The organism is Lysinibacillus sp. NPDC094177 (assembly GCF_050279145.1).
In the GTDB taxonomy this organism is placed as follows: Bacteria; Bacillota; Bacilli; order Bacillales_A; family Planococcaceae; genus Lysinibacillus.
In genome coordinates this window covers 222,133-239,992 of the sequence record NZ_JBNNTW010000006.1, presented here as the reverse complement: position 1 = coordinate 239,992, position 17,860 = coordinate 222,133, and the positions used below count along the sequence as shown (strand labels likewise).

Sequence of the window (17,860 nt, the reverse complement as noted above, 5' to 3'; positions counted from 1 at the left end):
GTCACACCCGTTCCCATACCGAACACGGAAGTTAAGCTCTTTAGCGCCGATGGTAGTTGGGGGCTTCCCCCTGTGAGAGTAGGACGTCGCTAGGCGCAAAAAGTCGCTGCTGATAAAATCAGTAGTGGCTTTTTTTATATCCAGAAAGTATATAAAGGAGACATTTCAACCAAGTGATTGGTGAAATGTCTCCTTACTATATTTTATACAGTTGCTGCTCTTAGCTCTACACGACGAATCTTGCCAGAAGTTGTTTTTGGTAGTTCATCGATAAAGACAATACTACGAGGATATTTATAAGGCGCTGTTAATGCTTTAACGTGCTCCTGTAGTTCTTTTGTTAACTCGTCTTCATCACGATCTCTGAAGCCTTCTCGTAAGATGACATAGGCTTTAACAATATGTCCTCTAATCTCATCTGGTGCTGCGACTACAGCACATTCTTGTACAGCTTCATGTTTATTTAAAGCATCCTCTACCTCAAATGGTCCTATTGTATAACCTGATGAAATAATGATATCGTCTCCTCGACCTTCAAACCAGAAGTAGCCGTCTTCATCGCATTTGGCTTGGTCTCCAGTAATATACCAGTCTCCACGGAAGGCAGCTTGTGTACGTTCAGGTTCACGATAGTACTCTTTAAATAGAGCAGGAGATGTTTTGTGTACTGCAATATCTCCAACTTCCCCAATCGGTGCCTCGTTGCCTTCATGATCTATAATGCGGACAATATTGCCTGGTGTAGGAACACCCATTGAACCAGGACGTAACTCAGTATTTTCGAGTGTGCCGATTAATAAAGTATTTTCCGTTTGGCCATAGCCATCGCGCACCTTAAGACCGAAGTTATTCATAAATGCTTCGATGACTGGTCGATTTAATGGTTCACCAGCCGAAACAGCACTACGTAAAGAAGAAAGATTATAGTCTTTTAAATTATCAATCTTCGCCATAATTCGATATTCCGTTGGAGTACAGCATAATACATTGACCTTTTCATCTTGAAGCAGTTGAAGGTATGTTTTTGCATCGAATCCTCCGTGGTATACAAATGCAGTTGCGCCCAGCATAATAGTCGATAAAAATGGGCTCCAAATCCATTTTTGCCATCCTGGTGCTGCTGTAGCCCATACTAGATCACCTTCACGTACACCAAGCCATTGAGAAGCGGCTGTTCTAATATGCGCATATCCCCAACCGTGCGAATGAACAGCTCCTTTTGGTTTACCAGTTGTGCCTGATGTATAAGAAAGAAATGCCATATCATCTCTTTTCGTCGCGGCTGCTTTAAATGTATCCGGCTGTGTACTAGCCAATTCATTTAAAGACGTCCAATCATCTGTAGCAGTACCTATAACCAATTTATTATTTAAAGCATCTACTGAAGAAGTAATATGATCTACCTCACTAGTGAACGCTTCATAGGCAATTACTGCCTTTGCAGAAGAGTGCTCCATACGATATTCTAAATCACTTGCACGTAACATTTCTGAACATGAAATAGGAACAATGCCAGCCTTTAGACAGCCAAGGAAGACAAAATAAGCCTCAGGAAGACGTGGAATAATAACTAATACGCGATCTCCTTTTTGAAGCCCCTTCTTCGTAAAGGCATGCGCGTATTGATTCATTTTTTGAACAAGTTCAACATAGGAAATTGTTCGGCGTTCCTGCTGAGTATTTAGCCATTGTATTGCTTGACGATTACTATCTTGAGAGAATTTCTCCAATTCCTCTGTAATATTATAGAATTCTGGTGCAATTAAATCGTTTGTTACCATGTGAACATTCCTCCCCAAACAAATTTAATAGAAAATTCATAAAACTATTTTCATTTTAACAATTACAATAATATACAGCAAGAATATTTTGTGCATAAGATAGAAATATTAGAGTTAATAGAGAACTATTGTGATTATAGTTAGTGCATAGGAATGTTTCGACAGAAAAATATAAAAATTTTCATAAAAAGTATTGCATAATTTATAATGCTTGCTATAATAATAAATGTACTTAAGAGGTTTTAATGAACCGAATTGAATAGTATTGTTCCGAAGTAGCTCAGTTGGTAGTAGCACCTGACTGTTAATCAGGTTGTCGCAGGTTCGAGTCCTGCCTTCGGAGCCATTTTTTTGCCCATTTTTAAGATGATAATATTATACATATAATAAAATTATAAAAAAGTGTTGCATTGAAAAGGGAATAATGTTAATATAAATATTGTCTTCTTTGAGACATTGAAAATGGCCCCTTGGTCAAGTGGTTAAGACACCGCCCTTTCACGGCGGTAACACGGGTTCGAATCCCGTAGGGGTCACCATTTTAAAAGCGTTGTAGTAATGCAAAGGCTTAAAAGAAAATAAACTGTTAAGAAATGAACACCTGTTTCTATGGAGGATTAGCTCAGCTGGGAGAGCATCTGCCTTACAAGCAGAGGGTCGGCGGTTCGAGCCCGTCATCCTCCACCATAATGTGTTATTTCGGAGGGGTAGCGAAGTGGCTAAACGCGGCGGACTGTAAATCCGCTCCTTAGGGTTCGGCGGTTCGAATCCGTCCCCCTCCACCAGTTTTATTATAAATGATTGGGGTATAGCCAAGCGGTAAGGCAACGGATTTTGATTCCGTCATGCCTAGGTTCGAATCCTAGTACCCCAGCCATTTTTTCTTATTTGAGCCATTAGCTCAGTTGGTAGAGCATCTGACTTTTAATCAGAGGGTCGAAGGTTCGAGTCCTTCATGGCTCACTTTTTTAGAATAAAACATATTCAAAAGTGCAACATTAACTACAGATACTAATCTCTTACTGAAAACAGTAGGAGATTTTTTTATGCTCTTTTTAAGTGTATAAATATACATAAAATTGTTAGGTTGAGCCAAGGTGGATGTAGGCTTTACAATAGTCTTACAACTTAAAGGGGGTATGAAAAGATGAATAAACTAAATATTTCTATTATTGGTGTACCGACTGATTACGGGCAAACTCGCAGAGGGGTAGATATGGGGCCGAGTGCTATCCGTTACGCAGGTGTTGAAGAACGCTTAGAGGCAATTGGTCATGTAGTACATGATCAAGGAGATATACGTGTTAGCCAAAAGCAAGAAGGTGCTATTGTTGATAAACAGCTTCTTAATTTAGAGGAAGTTATCGATGTAAGTACATCCTTAGCAAACAGTGTAAATGAAGCTATTGAACAAAAGAAGTTTCCGCTTGTACTTGGTGGCGACCATAGTATTGCTATTGGCACACTTGCAGGACTTGGTGAGCATTATAAAAATTTAGGTGTTATTTGGTTTGATGCGCATGCTGACCTAAACACACCAGAAACGACACCGTCTGGCAATATACATGGTATGCCGTTAGCTGTTAGCATTGGGTTAGGTCATGAACGCTTAGTGAAAATTCGTAATGATGTACCGAAAATTAAACCTGAAAATGTCATTATTATTGGAGCACGTTCTGTAGATCCGGGCGAACGTGAATTAATTAGCCAGCAAGGGATCAAGGTGTATACAATGCACGAGGTAGATCGTCTTGGAATGACGCGTGTAATGGAAGATGCTCTTGCCTATTTAAAAGAGCGTAATGTAGATGGTTTGCATTTATCACTTGATTTAGATGGTTTAGATCCACTTTATACTCCAGGGGTTGGGACACCTGTACCTGGTGGTATTACGTATCGAGAAAGCCATTTGGCAATGGAAATGCTTCAGGAATCAGGTATGCTAACATCTGCTGAATTTGTTGAAGTTAATCCAATTTTAGATGAGAAGAATAGAACAGCTGATGTTGCAGTAGCATTAATGGGTTCTTTATTTGGAGAAACCCTAGTTTAAAGAAATTTGACAAAAAATTGCCTATTGCCACAATGAATAAAAATCTTTTGCTATAATTAATAACAAAATGAAACTTTTCTTATCGATGAGTCGTAAAGTATAAGACAGTTGTAAAGGTGGAGAAAACAACACAATGGATGCGTTAGTAAACAAGAAAATAAAACAAGTGCTTAAAGGCGATCAAAACGCATTTGCAGATATTGTGAGTCTCTATCAGCACAAACTGTACCAAGTATGCTATAGGATGTTAGGGAACAAGCAAGAATCTGAGGATATTGCGCAAGAAGCGTTTGTTCGTGCCTATATGAACTTGCATACTTTTGATCAGAAAAGAAAATTTTCGACGTGGCTTTATCGCATAGCGACAAACCTTTGTATAGATCGTATCCGGAAGAAAAAGCCGGATTACTACTTAGATGCGGAATTAGCTGGTACAGAAGGGCTTGATATGTATTCGCAAATCGCAGCCGATGACCAGCTACCAGAGGAACAGATAGAGCAAATGGAGCTGCAAGATCGCATTCAATATGAGATTGGACGTTTGCCGGATAAATACCGTTCGGTTATAGTATTGAAATATATTGAAGAATTATCATTGCAGGAAATTAGTGAGATTTTAGATATGCCTCTTGGAACGGTGAAAACGAGGATTCACCGCGGACGTGAAGCATTACGTAAGCAATTAAACAATCTGTAGGAGGGGAAGCGTCATGAATACTTGTCCAGAGCATATTATAGACTATATCCATGATTATTTAGATGGTGACATTAGTCGTGAGCATGAGCAAGAGTTAAAAAGACATTTGCATACATGCAGTGATTGTAAACAAATGATGCAGGAATTGAGTGAAACAATCGCCTTTGTGAAGAGTGCTTCCCACATTACAGCACCTCTGCATTTTGAAGAAGCCGTGATGGCTCGTTTACCGAAACCCAAAAGTCGTGTAGGCATGCAAAAATGGATTCGCCGGCATCCGTTCTTTGTGGCAGCAGCAGTTTTTTGTTTATTCATGAGTGCCACTTTACTTGGTAGTTTCATGGATGACCAACATTTCTCCGTGACCAAACAGCCAAATCTAGTTGTTGAAGGTCAAACGGTTATTGTGCCGGAGGGAGAAGTTGTAAAAGGCGACATTGTTGTTAAAAACGGTGATTTAATTGTTGAGGGTGAAGTGGATGGCAATGTCACTGTTATTAATGGACAGTATATGGCCTCTTCGGCGGTTGTATCAGGAAAAATAGAAGAAATTGACGAAGTATTCGAATGGCTTTGGTATACGATTAAAAATTCAGTGAAGTCTGCTGTAACATTCGAGGACAAACAAGCAACTAAATAACACTCTATACGTCCTAATAGATAGTGCACGTGAGAGGCTGAAAGGTCTACTCTTTTGAGTAGATTTTTTATTTGAAAAAAGTTACATTTGTTAAGAATGTGCTATACTTAAATGTGTATGGATTCGCAATGAAAAGTGGGGGATGCCACGTGCAGATTATCGAACATTTCGCTAATTTAACACCTGTGAATATTGTTATTAACTTATTAGATGTACTGCTCGTATGGTACGTTGTTTATAAAATTTTAACCCTCATTAAAGGTACGAAGGCTGTCCAATTATTAAAAGGAATTTTCGTAATTATTATTGCGCGCCTTGCTACAGAATTTTTGGGGTTAGAAACGTTAGGGTGGATGTTACAACAAGTTATCGATTTCGGTTTCTTGGCGATTATTATCATTTTCCAACCTGAAATAAGGCGCGGTCTCGAACAAATTGGTAGAGGGAAGTTATTCCAACGTTCAATTAATCAAGTTGAGGAAGAACAAACAAGGCTAATTGAGGCGATGAAGAAATCTGTTAGTTATATGGCCAAACGCCGTATAGGGGCGTTAATTTCTATTGAAAAAGAAACTGGTCTAAATGAATATATCGAAACTGGCATAGGACTAAATGCTGAGATTTCATCGGAGTTACTTATTAACATTTTTATACCTAATACACCGCTTCATGATGGAGCAGTAATTATGCAAAAAGATAAAATATCGGCAGCGGCCTGTTATTTACCGCTTTCTGAGAGTCCGTTTATCTCTAAGGAGCTTGGGACGCGCCACCGAGCTGCACTCGGCTTAAGTGAAGTGACAGATGCCATTACTATTGTCGTATCAGAAGAGACTGGTGCCATTAGTCTTACGATGAATGGTAATCTACATCGAAATCTTTCTCTAGAGGAATTCGAAGGACTGTTACGTAAAATGTGGTTCGGATTAGCACAGGAGTCAGATGCAGCCTCTAAGTTAACTTGGAGGGGGAAAAAGAATGGATAAAATGATGGATAGCCCTTGGGTGTTACGAATCGTCGCACTATTTCTAGCCTTATTGTTATTTTTCTCCGTTCGTACCGAATTATCTCCTAAAAATAAATCGATAATGAGTGAGCAAACAGTAGTAATTCGCGATGTGCCAGTAGATGTTTTTTATGACGATAAGAACCTTATTGTAACAGGGATACCAAAGACGGTGAACGTTACGATAAAAGGTCCAACGCCACTCGCTTTAAAAGCTCAAACTTCGAGAGATTTTTCTATTTTTGCGGATTTGAGTAAATTACTCATAGGTGAGCATAATGTTAGACTACAATACGAAAATATTTCGGATAAGTTGCAAGTTACATTAGACCCAGCAACTGTAAAGGTAAACATTGAGGAAAAGGTCACGCAAGAGTTTCGTGTTGACCCTGAGCTAAATACTCGTTTAATTGAAGAAGGATATATTTTAAATGGCATGACTGCTAATCCAGCTACGGTGTATGTTACAGGTGCCAAAAGTGCAATTAAAAACATTAGCTATGTAAAAGCTACTGTAACGGGTGAACAAGGCTTGAAAGAACCGTTCTCACAAGTAGCGGCGGTTAAAGTATTAGATCGTGATTTAAATAAGTTAGATGTAACTATTGAACCGGCAACGGTGAAGGTACAAGTAGATATTGGAGCTTACAGTAGAGAGCTGCCTGTTGTGCTTAAGGAAATAGGAAAAGCGGCGAATGGTATTACCGTCAACCAATTAACAATTAGTCCTACAAAGGTGAGAGTATACGGTAAAAAATCTATCATAGATGCTCTAACTGCAATACCGTTAGAGGTTGATTTATCAAAAATTACAGAATCAAAAACTTATGAATTTGAAGTGAAATTGCCAGAAGGTGTGACAAAAATATCTGATTCGAAAATTAAGGTGAAAGCAGATACTACGATGGTAGAGCAGGAAAAAACAACAACAACAACTACTACTCCTGGTCTTACACCTACTCCTTCGCCCCATCCAGGGGACTCTGGCACTACTTCTGATAACAACACACCGCCTACTGAGAAAACAGAAGATATTGATTCTTAAACAAGAACTGACTATAATTTTATTTTGATTCAGTAGAGATTTCGTTCTCTATCGGTAAGGGTATTCATTTTCGGATTTGAAACATTAACGAGAAAAAGTTGCTCGGGCTAAAATCAAAATACCCTATGCTAAATTTATCTGTCGGATTGGAAAGTGTAACTTATTACAAGTCGAGATAAATTTACATAAGGGCATAGTTAATAGTTACCAATGAATGAACGAAAATAGACTTTTCCAAAAGTAAGCAGACGAGAGGTTTAGTTGTCAGTGTAGACAAGCGTGATCACCGTCTTGCATTGAAGGAGAGAATAATCAAAATGGGTAAATATTTTGGAACAGATGGCGTCCGTGGCGTCGCGAATAGTGAATTAACACCGGAGTTTGCATTTAAGCTTGGCCGCGTAGGTGGCTACGTTTTAACAAAAGATGCAACTGACCGTCCAAAGGTTTTAATCGGTCGTGACACACGTATTTCAGGTGAAATGCTTGAAGGTGCACTTGTAGCTGGTCTTTTATCAATCGGCGTAGAGGTGATGCGTCTTGGTGTTATTTCTACACCAGGTGTGGCTTATCTTACTCGAATTATGAGCGCAAATGCAGGCGTTATGATATCAGCTTCACATAACCCAGTTGCTGACAATGGTATTAAATTTTTCGGTCCTGATGGCTTTAAGCTAACAGATGCGCAAGAAGCCGAAATCGAAGCAATATTAGATGCACAAGAAGATAAATTGCCACGTCCAATCGGGGCAGATTTAGGCTCTGTGAGCGACTACTTCGAGGGTGGACAAAAATATATTCAATACTTAAAACAAACAGTTGCTGAAGAATTTGAGGGCATCCATGTAGCATTAGATTGTGCACATGGCGCTACGTCTTCACTTGCTACACATCTATTTGCAGATTTAGAAGCGGATATCTCAACGATGGGTGCCTCGCCAACAGGCTTAAATATTAATGACGGTGTCGGTTCAACACATCCAGAAGGATTAGCTAAATTTGTCACAGAAAAGGGTGCTGATGTTGGTTTAGCATTCGATGGAGATGGTGACCGTTTAATCGCAGTAGATGAAAACGGTAAAATCGTTGATGGTGATCAAATTATGTTCATCATTGGGAAGCATTTGAATGCAGTTGGTCGCTTGAAAAAGCAAACAATCGTTTCGACGGTTATGAGTAACATGGGCTTCTACAAAGCTGTTGAAGAAAATGATATGCATAGTGTACAAACAGCCGTAGGTGATCGTTATGTCGTGGAAGAGATGCGTACCAATGATTATAATTTAGGTGGCGAGCAATCTGGTCATATTGTTTTCCTAGACTTTAATACAACTGGTGATGGCTTATTAACAGGTATTCAGCTTGTTAACATTATGAAAGCTACAGGTAAAAAACTGTCAGAGCTTGCTTCTGAAATGAAAATTTTCCCACAGCGTTTAGTTAACGTACGTGTAACAGACAAGCATGCTGTGACGGAAAATGAAAAAGTTGCTACAGTGATTGCTAATGTAGAAGAAGATATGGCTGGTAACGGTCGCGTGTTAGTGCGTCCTTCTGGTACTGAACCACTTGTACGAGTAATGGTAGAAGCGGCTACAGAGGAAGACTGCGAACGTTACGTAGAGCGCATTGCAGATGTTGTCCGTGCTGAAATGGGCTTAACAGAATAAATAGTTTATAAACTCGATTTCCTTAGAAAGGAGGTCGGGTTTTTTTTATTAGGCACAAGAAAGTGACGGATAGAACGCCTTTATGCTTCAAGTAGTGAAAGCTCACAAACGAAATGAATGTTTTCGAAGCGAATGGGAACAGTAGTAAAGAGTCACAATTACAAGGGGTGTTATATTTCAATGGCTAAAATTGCTACAGTGATTACTAATATGTTTGAGGATGCTGAATATACCAGTCCTAAAGGCGCATTAGAAGCGGCAGGTCATGAACTAATTACGATTGATACGACAGCTGGCATTGAGGTAGAAGGCAAGAATGGAGAGAAAGTAAAAATTGATAAAGGGATCGATGAGGTGACGTCTTCAGAATTTGATGCATTGTTCATCCCTGGTGGTTTTTCTCCTGATATATTACGCGTAGACGATCGTGTTGTGGCATTTGTAAAGGAATTTATGGACAACATGAAGCCAACCTTTGCTATTTGTCATGGTCCTCAGCTACTCATTACAGCAAAAACATTAAATGGTCGTGATGCAACTGGCTACAAATCGATTCGTGTAGATTTAGAAAATGCAGGTGCAATATTCCATGACGAGGAAGTATTTGTTTGCCAAAAACAATTAGTAACAAGTCGCACACCGGAGGATCTACCAGCATTTAATCGAGAAATTGTAAAATTATTGGAGAGTAAAGAAGGCTAAGCTTAAAAGGCACAAGTGAATTTGCCTGTGCCTTTTATCTTTTAAAGTGTTAAACCCAATTACAACATTGGTAATTTGCCCAAGTCCGATACCGATGATAATGCCAACACCGGCACCGATTGCAGTGTCAATCCAGCCACTGTCAAAAAATGCTTCATATCCACCGCCAGTTAGAAAACCGATTAATCCGCCGATACCTAATCCCAAAAACAGGAAGCCACCATAAAACAGCCCGATCGCCTCATAATCTGCGGGGTCACGATTTTCGTAATACTGCTGAAAGCGTTCATTTAAATCCTCAGATTGCTAAGAGTTACTAGCGAATTTCAATTCCTCGCTAGCCTTATTAAAAGCTTCCTGCTCCGTTAAACCTTGTGACATTAAATCATTCACGACTAAAGCTAGTGTTTGTGCCCTCTATTATTTCTTAAAATTTCAATATGACTACTTAAAAAATCCATAACCATATATTTCGCCACGGCTGATGATTTCTAATACAATACCTTCTAAAACTCCTTTGAGCATTTCACTCAGATTATCCACGATCTCACCCCCAGGCTTAGCTTTACCTGCACCTTTTGTTGCTAAGTAGTGGTTTTGTCAAGCAATTAATAAATGGGATATTTATCTTCAGCTCTGTCCATAATAGAAAAGATTTGTTGCTTATCTAAGGGAGAAAGCATCATATTTTTAATAAGAAATTCTAGATATTCCTTTATAGCAGATTATTTGTCTACATCTTGTCACTAAAAAGTAGGATAAATAGGTGTTTTTTATAACGAAAATTTGACGTATAGCATATGATTGAGTATTATGGAGAAGTTGAATATGAGGTCCGACCTTATTATTTAACGAGCGCATAAGGAGGAAAGAGAGCGCAAAATCGGAAAACAATTATAGCGCCTGAGCTGAAGAAATTGGACGAAACTATCTTCAGCAGACGAGGTGGAGGTTTATCGAAAATTCGGCGGATGCCTCCCGATCGACATACCCGATTGTCACTTTTCATTTTGAAAGCATTTGAGCGATTGAATGTACAGAAGATGGAGAAGGTATAGTGAAAGCAATAGATAAATAGAGAAATCTCACGTATCGAATGGTTACTATTCAGATGGCTGAATGAGTGTTAACAATGTGCATGTATTGCATGCTAATTTTAATTAGCAAAGCATTTACATTCACAAAAAATTCGATAGGTTGAGGTCTAGTTTGTCATTGCGTCAAAAATTGACGATATCGGAGGACAAGAAATTTATGTGTGGAATTGTAGGATATATTGGTGAATCAGATGCAAAGGAAATCTTATTAAAAGGTTTAGAGAAACTAGAGTACCGTGGTTATGACTCAGCGGGTATTGCAGTTCGTAACGAAGATGGTGTAACAGTCTTCAAAGAAAAGGGACGTATTGCAGATTTACGTGAGGCAGTGGACGAGGACGTTGCTGCAAAAGTTGGTATTGGTCATACACGTTGGGCAACTCACGGTGTGCCAAACCGTTTGAATGCACACCCTCACCAAAGTGCATCAGGACGTTTTACGTTAGTACACAACGGAGTTATTGAAAACTATCATTTATTACAAAAAACTTATTTAAAAGGTATTCCGATGAAATCTGATACAGACACAGAGGTCATCGTGCAATTAGTAGAGCTATTTGTGAAAGAAGGTTTAAGCACGGCTGAGGCGTTCCGTAAAACTTTATCTTTATTACACGGCTCTTACGCATTAGCTCTTTTAGATGCAGAAGCGGCAGATACAATTTTCGTTGCGAAAAACAAATCTCCACTTCTAGTAGGTGTAGGTGAAGGCTTTAATGTTGTAGCTTCAGATGCGATGGCGATGCTACAAGTAACAGATCAATATGTGGAGCTACACGATAAAGAGGTCGTAATCGTACACAAAGCTAGCGTTGAAATTACAAAGTTAGACGGTACAATAGTAGAGCGTGCACCATATACAGCAGAGCTTGATATGAGCGATATTGAAAAAGGTACGTACCCTCACTATATGCTAAAAGAAATGGATGAGCAGCCAACAGTTATTCGTAAAATCATTCAAGCGTACGAAGGTGAGAATGGCGAATTAACAATTGACGCTAATATTTTAGAAGCATTACGAGCAGCAGACCGTCTATATATTATTGCAGCCGGCACAAGCTATCATGCAGGTCTAATCGGTAAGCAATATTTCGAAAAAATGGCTGGTATCCCAGTGGAAGTTCATATTTCAAGTGAATTTGGCTACAATATGCCATTACTTTCAGAAAAACCATTGTTTATCTTTATTACACAATCAGGTGAAACAGCAGATAGCCGTCAAGTACTTGTGAAAATTAAAGAGCTTGGTTACCCAACATTAACTATTACAAACGTACCTGGTTCTACACTTTCACGTGAGGCAGACCATACTCTTTTATTACATGCAGGCCCAGAAATTGCTGTAGCTTCTACAAAAGCGTATGTAGCGCAAGTAGCTGTACTTGCTCTAACAGCATATGTAACTGCGAAGGCTAATGGTAAAGGCTTAGAATTCGATTTAAAACAAGAGCTTGCGATTGCGGCAAACGGCATCCAAACAATTATTGATTCAAAAGATGTATTAGAGGATATCGCTGAGGACTACTTAAAAATCGCACGCAACGCATTCTTCATCGGCCGTAACATGGACTTCTATGTAAGTCTAGAGGGTGCCTTAAAGTTAAAAGAAATCTCTTACATCCAAGCAGAAGGCTTCGCGGGTGGCGAGTTAAAACACGGAACAATTGCCTTAATCGAAGAAGGTACACCAGTGTTTGCCCTTGTTACACAAGAAGCAGTAGCACTAAACATCCGTGGTAACGTTAAAGAGGTAGCAGCACGTGGAGCATACCCATGCATTATTGCAATGGCTGGCGTAGATGAAGATGGTGACCGTTTAGTAATCCCTCAAGTTCATGAATTACTAACACCACTTGTATCTGTAGTGCCATTACAGTTAATTAGTTACTACGCAGCACTACACCGCCGCTGTGATGTGGATAAACCACGTAACTTGGCTAAATCGGTGACTGTGGAATAAGGTTTTGGATGTTTTTTAGAAGTTTTGTTAAGTTACAATAAAGATGTATACTGGACAATTAAGATATATACTTTGCAATAAAGATATATACTGGACAATAAAGATGTATACTAAATAATTTAGATTGTAAACAATCTTATATTTGAAAAATTGCAGCTTAGAAATAAAGTTGCGATTTTTAAAATAAAGTCATGAAGCGTTCCCCCTTTGGTTATTATTTAGCCAAAGGGGTGTTTTTTATGTCTAAAAGAACAAGAACATCTAAAATCGAAAAGTGGTTTAAAGAAGGTCGTGGTTCGGGAATTGATGCCGATAATAAACTTTGATTAAATATTGGAAATGTTTCCTCATTGGGAAGATCCACTCGTCTAAAAGGTATTAAAACGAATAGGCAGTGCGAATTTTTATCAGATTTAGAACGAAATTATTTTCGTTTAACCGAGTATTCTGTTTTTGTTGGTGTTCAAGAACAACCTTTATTGTCGTTGGTGTATCTTTAAAACAAAGTTTAACCGTTTTATGCATTGAACAAAGATTGCGCTGTACGTGTAAAGGGAGACAAAATCGACATTTTAGGCAATGTATATTTAATTAATTGTGGGAGTTAAAACACGTATAAATTTGGTGCTTACTCAAATTTATACGTGTTTTTTTATTTCAAATTTTTATACACTTTAGGATTTGAACTTAAAAATCCTGCTAAACGGCCCTTAGCTATTGAGGAGGCAATTACTTTTATTTCATCAATAAACAATTCCTTATGTTTCTTTTCCTTTGGGTGTATAACATATGCCATTTCCTTATAAGGGACTGGTCCTGGATAAAAGTAAGATGGACTTTCAAGTGTTTCAATTACTGCATTCATATGTCCAAATATATTTAAAAATAGGCGGAGCTTGTTATTGTATTTATAGATGATAAAAATGTGTTCTTTATCACTTATTAATGAACCCAAAATATTATCTAATAGCATATTTTCAGTAGTATATGTGTAAATAATATTTCCTTCAATCGTAAAGGGTGGGAATGTCTCTTTCTTTATTTGGTATGGAAAAAGTCTAGAATTAAGATTTTTGACGGTAATTCGTCCTTCTTCATCCCATAAGTAATTTCTTAACGCTTCAGCAGTATCTGATTCTGCAAAATTAGGGATAAAAAAACAACCCAATCCTAATATAATTTTAGCTTGTTCTCTTCTGATTACCTTTAAATCTAACCCTTTTGTAAAAGCTACTTTACCAACATCTATTTTTTCTGAACTGCTTTTGGAAATATTTATTTCCATCCCTTTTTTTAAAGCTTTTTTCTCGATTTTTTTTAGTACTTGTTTTAAGTGTCGTGGATCAACTTTTACGGTACCTTTTTCCCCTTTTTCCCAATTTATATCAGTAACTGGTTTAGATACTGGTACGAAACCATCCTCACAAATTAGAATTTGAATGGGTTCTCCATTTTCCGAAGTTGTTTCGATTACTTCAGTATGCTTGTTCCCACGTTTATCAGTAAGCCCCAATAAAGCCCTATCCCAGCTAATTAACCATTGATCTTTAAATTTATTGTCTATTTGTTGATTTGCTTTAGTATTACACTCTTTACAAACTTTCCAAGTAGTAATATTACCACCAATAGAATCCGGAACAATATGCTCTTCACTTCTTAAAGAATCATCTAGAGATTCACCACAGTAAAAACAGATAAACATTTTAATCCCCTCCGTAAAATTTGACCTTTTTTGACCAATACAATTCTATAATTTTCAACATTTATTGTCAAATTTTAGCTCTATTAGGAAATAGAATGCTTTTTATAGGTAAGTGTAGATTTGAAATAAAGAAGTAACGGTTAAAAGTTGCACCGTTTTATCCCTTTAGATAATAGTTATCTAAAGTAGTGTTTTTTAGCAAGAACATCTAAAGTCGAAAAATAGATTAAAGAAGGTCGTGGCTCTGGAATTGGTTCAGATTATAAACCATGGTTAAATATGAAATGTGTTTCTTCATTAGGAAGATTCACTCGTTTAAAAAGTATTAAAACTGATAGACAGTATGAATTTTATCAAATTTGGAATGAAATTATTTTAATATTTAACAGAAATAACACCTACTTTAAAACACGCGGGCGTTATTTGACGCTTACTTACATAAATCATCTAGTCTCTCTAAACGATTGAATCTAAAGATCCTATAGTTTTTTATTTTGAATTATATAGTATAATTAACCAATAAGAACATTTGTTTTCGTAGGAGGGATATTATTGGAATCGGTAGCAGATAAAATTTTTAGTATATTGGAAGAGAAAATTCCAGAACACTATGAAACTGAAGTAATCAGGACATCACAAGTTCAAATGGCAATAGATATTGCGGCCTTCTTAGATCGTTATGAATCAAAAAAAATTATGTTTATAGAAGCTCCTGTAGGTACAGGTAAATCTCTTGGCTCACTTATCCCAGCTATGTTAGATACAAAAAGTGAAAGTAAACATCGAGTTGTTTATGCTACTGCGACAATCAACCTCCAAAGTCAACTTATGAATGGTGAAGTTCCACTACTCAAAAAACTATCATTAGTAAAACAACCGATATTAGCAAAAGGGAAAAGTCACTATTTTTGCAAGGAAGAGTTAATGTCGAATAAAAATAAATTTACACCAAAGGAACAGGAAGAGTTTTTAAAATTTTTTAATAGGGCTGAAACTGGTCAAAGAAATGAATTTGAAGATGAATTTAAACAAGATATTTCTGAACCTAAATGGTCAAAAGTAGCATTAAAAGCATCAAAAAAAGAATGTGAAAGATGTGATTTTTATTGGAATTGTCCTACTATTAATCATCGAAATAACTTTATGTCAAAATCGAATGACTTAATTATTACGAACCACGGTCAGTTAATACAATCTGTTTTGAATAGTAAAGCAGAGCCAAAACAAGCAGCAATGATTCCAGTAAATCCAGGAATCATTATTATTGACGAGGCGCATCACTTTATTGAAAATTTCTTAAATCAACTTGAACAATCTTTTACACTATCTAAATTACGAGAGATGAAAAAATCAATTTCAAATAACTATATAAAAAAATACGAACAACTTCTTGCTTGTTTGGATAGAACTATAAATAAGAATGCAAGTTTAATTGAGGGTTCCTTACAAGGTCGTTACCCATTAACAAAAGAACTTTATGATACTTTAAATGAATTAAATGTCATCGTGAATAATTCTTTAGTTGAAGAGTCAGCAAAAGAAATGAATAGATTTTTAACAGGTTATGATGATTATGGAAGTAGTGAAATTGAAGAACTTTCTAATATGCTAAAGAATATCCTCGATAAGAAATATGTAAACTGGATCAATTATGATGAGAAGAAGTTTAGCATGATTTCTGAATCATTTCCGACTGATTTTAAAAATTTTATGAATTACTTAAAACGCGACAACAAGATCATTATAATGTCAGGAACGTTAACTACAAATGGAGATTTTATTACTTTACTAAACCAATGGAGGTTAAATAAAAGTGAAGTGATAACGAAAAGATTGAATACGCCTTTTGATTATCCGAGCCAAGCCCTTGTATATGTGCCTAAAAAAATGGTTTCTCCAACTAGTCTAGATTATTTAAAGAAGTGTGTCGAGAATATTCAAGAACTCATCTCCTTAACTGAAGGTAGAAGTCTGATTCTTACAACTGCTAAAGAGCATATGAATACTATTACAACAGACTTAACAACATTTCTAAAAGAGAAGGAAATGAATCTTTACGTTCAAGATAGGAGTGGTGTAGAAAGATTAACTAATCAATTTAAAGAGGATGAAACGAGTATACTAGTGGGTTCTGGTAGTTTTTTCTCAGGCTTTTCTGTTCCTGGAAAATCATTAATTTCTGTTGTACTAACCAAATTACCTTTCCCGGTGCCAGATGATCCATTTTTACAGTTAATTGGCCAAGGATATGAAGATGAATTTTTTGAGTTGATTTTATTTCCCCATATGATTAATAAATTAAATCAAGCTGCAGGTAGACTGATTAGAGACATAAAAGACTTTGGAATATTTACGATATTAGACCCACGTATCTTCACACAAAATTACAGCGGCGATATCCAGGAAGACTTAGAAAGTCAAGGTTATAAAATAACCCAGTCTTTTGAAGAAGTTAAACAATTTATAGAAAAAAAGCTTAAAAATGGAGCTGAGGCACAGTATCATCCTTATAACAGAGTAGATATAGATGTGAAAAATTATTTATGGGAAACACAAGTAATTAAAACAAAAGCAATCAAAAAACCTACTGGAATGATGCAAAAGGTTAATAACACAAGCAATGGAGTAACTGTAAGTCAAATAGAGTTTGCTGAGGAAATTTGCGAACAGTACAATTTAAAGCCTCCAACTCCTAGATATAAAAAAACACCAGATACACTGTATAAATATTTAATTGATACTCTTTATTGGAACTATGAAGAAACAGTGATAGTTGAAAATGACTTTCCTTTTAGCGATGAATCGGAACAGAAACGTCTCTTGAAGATTAAGGGTAGTGATAGAATGTCTGTTACTTTACCGAAGTGTTCAAAATTTGGTTGTAATGGAACTTGTGGAGAAAAAACAAAACAAGAAATTTGTGAAATGTTAAAAGGTAAGTATAACGCTAAGAATGTGGAATTCAATAAAAATTCATTTTCCACTAACTGTACTGTAAGCGTAGATCCAACGAGGATTATTATAAAACATTTCAGTTAAACAAAATAGCGCAAAAAGATTGTAGAAGAGTTAATTTATTTTGGCTCTTCTACAATTTTTTTGTTGCGTTTTAGTGATCGAAAATGGAGTTTTAATTTCAAAGGGGCAGAAAGAAGGTGTGATAATCTGTTGCCATATAAATCAAAAACTATAATAGTCTTTATCTTAGACTTTGTGTATGATGAAAATGATATTTTCATTTAATAGGATTTTATTTACATGTATAAAATTTTAAAATACGAAATCGAATAGCTGCACATATAGCTTATTCAGTGCCTTTTTAATCTGGTCTCATTAGTTCTAAGAATCATTTTTGTCATTATAGAGAAAAGGCATTTCCTAAAAAAAAGAAATTCAGTGTTATAATAATGATTTGGATATATTTATACATTTTTCTAAAGAGAGGGGATTTTGAATGCGATGTAAGAATGAAAAATGCTATTGTAATTCAGGAAAAAAAACCTGTT

12 protein-coding genes, 6 tRNA genes, 1 rRNA gene and 2 pseudogenes are annotated in these 17,860 nt (G+C 36.7%); 17 read left to right on the top strand and 4 right to left on the bottom strand.

The features are described 5' to 3' along the window. A 5S ribosomal RNA gene (gene rrf / locus ACQKNC_RS12850) occupies nt 1-95 on the top strand; the annotation flags it as partial. 108 nt (nt 96-203) lie between these two features. Here the strand turns inward: rrf and mbcS are convergent. Beyond that, nucleotides 204-1,781 (bottom strand): acyl-CoA synthetase MbcS, encoded by a 1,578-nt coding sequence (gene mbcS / locus ACQKNC_RS12845; RefSeq protein ID WP_427425219.1) that lies wholly within the window; start codon nt 1,779-1,781, stop codon nt 204-206. 269 nt (nt 1,782-2,050) lie between these two features. Between mbcS and ACQKNC_RS12840 the strand changes: the two genes are divergently transcribed. The 13 genes from ACQKNC_RS12840 (at nt 2,051) to ACQKNC_RS12780 (ending at nt 9,595) form a co-directional block, all read left to right on the top strand. Continuing rightward, nucleotides 2,051-2,127: transfer RNA gene (locus tag ACQKNC_RS12840), tRNA-Asn, on the top strand. A gap of 118 nt (nt 2,128-2,245) precedes the next feature. Then, nucleotides 2,246-2,320 (top strand) — tRNA-Glu (locus ACQKNC_RS12835). A gap of 72 nt (nt 2,321-2,392) precedes the next feature. Beyond that, a tRNA-Val gene (locus ACQKNC_RS12830) sits at nt 2,393-2,468 on the top strand. A 14-nt stretch (nt 2,469-2,482) separates the two neighbouring features. Further along, nucleotides 2,483-2,566, top strand: a tRNA-Tyr gene (locus ACQKNC_RS12825). A 17-nt stretch (nt 2,567-2,583) separates the two neighbouring features. Continuing rightward, nucleotides 2,584-2,658, top strand: a tRNA-Gln gene (locus tag ACQKNC_RS12820). A gap of 13 nt (nt 2,659-2,671) precedes the next feature. After that, nucleotides 2,672-2,744 (top strand) — tRNA-Lys (locus tag ACQKNC_RS12815). A gap of 184 nt (nt 2,745-2,928) precedes the next feature. Further along, the gene (gene rocF, locus ACQKNC_RS12810) at nt 2,929-3,834 is read left to right on the top strand and encodes an arginase (protein WP_427425218.1); all 906 of its coding nucleotides are present in this window, start codon (nt 2,929-2,931) and stop codon (nt 3,832-3,834) included. A gap of 133 nt (nt 3,835-3,967) precedes the next feature. Then, nucleotides 3,968-4,531, top strand: coding sequence for an RNA polymerase sigma factor SigW (sigW, locus tag ACQKNC_RS12805; protein ID WP_427425217.1), 564 nt, complete (start codon nt 3,968-3,970; stop codon nt 4,529-4,531). A 13-nt stretch (nt 4,532-4,544) separates the two neighbouring features. Further along, the gene (locus ACQKNC_RS12800) at nt 4,545-5,171 is read left to right on the top strand and encodes a zf-HC2 domain-containing protein (protein ID WP_427425216.1); all 627 of its coding nucleotides are present in this window, start codon (nt 4,545-4,547) and stop codon (nt 5,169-5,171) included. Nucleotides 5,172-5,320: 149 nt separating this feature from the next. Beyond that, nucleotides 5,321-6,157: a diadenylate cyclase CdaA gene (gene cdaA / locus ACQKNC_RS12795; RefSeq protein ID WP_387084706.1), complete on the top strand. Its 837-nt coding sequence runs from the start codon at nt 5,321-5,323 to the stop codon at nt 6,155-6,157. Next, nucleotides 6,150-7,223 carry a CdaR family protein gene (locus tag ACQKNC_RS12790; RefSeq protein ID WP_427425215.1) on the top strand — a complete coding sequence of 358 codons (1,074 nt, stop codon included), beginning with the start codon at nt 6,150-6,152 and terminating at the stop codon, nt 7,221-7,223. The genes cdaA and ACQKNC_RS12790 overlap by 8 nt, the downstream gene beginning before the upstream one ends. Nucleotides 7,224-7,540: 317 nt before the next feature. Next, a complete protein-coding gene (gene glmM, locus ACQKNC_RS12785) occupies nt 7,541-8,893 on the top strand; it encodes a phosphoglucosamine mutase (protein ID WP_427425214.1) in 1,353 nt (450 codons plus the stop codon). Between the two features lie 180 nt (nt 8,894-9,073). After that, entirely contained in the window at nt 9,074-9,595 is a 522-nt protein-coding gene (locus tag ACQKNC_RS12780) for a type 1 glutamine amidotransferase domain-containing protein (RefSeq protein WP_427425213.1), read from the top strand. On the opposite strand, the gene ACQKNC_RS12775 is transcribed toward ACQKNC_RS12780, so the two are convergent. Beyond that, nucleotides 9,572-9,802: a hypothetical protein gene (locus tag ACQKNC_RS12775; RefSeq protein WP_427425212.1), complete on the bottom strand. Its 231-nt coding sequence runs from the start codon at nt 9,800-9,802 to the stop codon at nt 9,572-9,574. The two genes, ACQKNC_RS12780 and ACQKNC_RS12775, sit on opposite strands and share 24 nt — an antisense overlap. 252 nt (nt 9,803-10,054) lie before the next feature. Next, nucleotides 10,055-10,138: pseudogene (locus ACQKNC_RS12770) on the bottom strand (PadR family transcriptional regulator); the annotation flags it as partial. Between the two features lie 711 nt (nt 10,139-10,849). Between ACQKNC_RS12770 and glmS the strand changes: the two are divergent. Together glmS and ACQKNC_RS12760 are read left to right on the top strand one after the other, a co-directional pair. Beyond that, a complete protein-coding gene (gene glmS / locus ACQKNC_RS12765; RefSeq protein WP_427425211.1) occupies nt 10,850-12,652 on the top strand; it encodes a glutamine--fructose-6-phosphate transaminase (isomerizing) in 1,803 nt (600 codons plus the stop codon). A 239-nt stretch (nt 12,653-12,891) separates the two neighbouring features. After that, nucleotides 12,892-13,140 (top strand): annotated as a pseudogene (locus ACQKNC_RS12760) (hypothetical protein); the annotation flags it as partial. Between the two features lie 164 nt (nt 13,141-13,304). Here ACQKNC_RS12760 and ACQKNC_RS12755 read toward each other — a convergent pair. Beyond that, the gene (locus ACQKNC_RS12755; RefSeq protein ID WP_427425210.1) at nt 13,305-14,354 is read right to left on the bottom strand and encodes an HNH endonuclease; all 1,050 of its coding nucleotides are present in this window, start codon (nt 14,352-14,354) and stop codon (nt 13,305-13,307) included. A 552-nt stretch (nt 14,355-14,906) separates the two neighbouring features. Between ACQKNC_RS12755 and ACQKNC_RS12750 the strand changes: the two genes are divergently transcribed. After that, complete coding sequence (locus ACQKNC_RS12750) at nt 14,907-17,393, top strand: ATP-dependent DNA helicase (RefSeq protein WP_427425209.1); 2,487 nt, start codon at nt 14,907-14,909, stop codon at nt 17,391-17,393. Nucleotides 17,394-17,860: the final 467 nt, after the last annotated feature.

Bases quoted from the DNA above. Each gene is read 5' to 3' on its own strand.
- ACQKNC_RS12755 (WP_427425210.1), bottom strand. From the start codon at position 14,354: ATGTTTATCTGTTTTTACTGTGGTGAATCTCTAGATGATTCTTTAAGA.
- glmM (WP_427425214.1), top strand. From the start codon at position 7,541: ATGGGTAAATATTTTGGAACAGATGGCGTCCGTGGCGTCGCGAATAGT.
- mbcS (WP_427425219.1), bottom strand. From the start codon at position 1,781: ATGGTAACAAACGATTTAATTGCACCAGAATTCTATAATATTACAGAG.
- ACQKNC_RS12780 (WP_427425213.1), top strand. From the start codon at position 9,074: ATGGCTAAAATTGCTACAGTGATTACTAATATGTTTGAGGATGCTGAA.
- ACQKNC_RS12800 (WP_427425216.1), top strand. From the start codon at position 4,545: ATGAATACTTGTCCAGAGCATATTATAGACTATATCCATGATTATTTA.
- glmS (WP_427425211.1), top strand. From the start codon at position 10,850: ATGTGTGGAATTGTAGGATATATTGGTGAATCAGATGCAAAGGAAATC.
- ACQKNC_RS12790 (WP_427425215.1), top strand. From the start codon at position 6,150: ATGGATAAAATGATGGATAGCCCTTGGGTGTTACGAATCGTCGCACTA.
- sigW (WP_427425217.1), top strand. From the start codon at position 3,968: ATGGATGCGTTAGTAAACAAGAAAATAAAACAAGTGCTTAAAGGCGAT.
- rocF (WP_427425218.1), top strand. From the start codon at position 2,929: ATGAATAAACTAAATATTTCTATTATTGGTGTACCGACTGATTACGGG.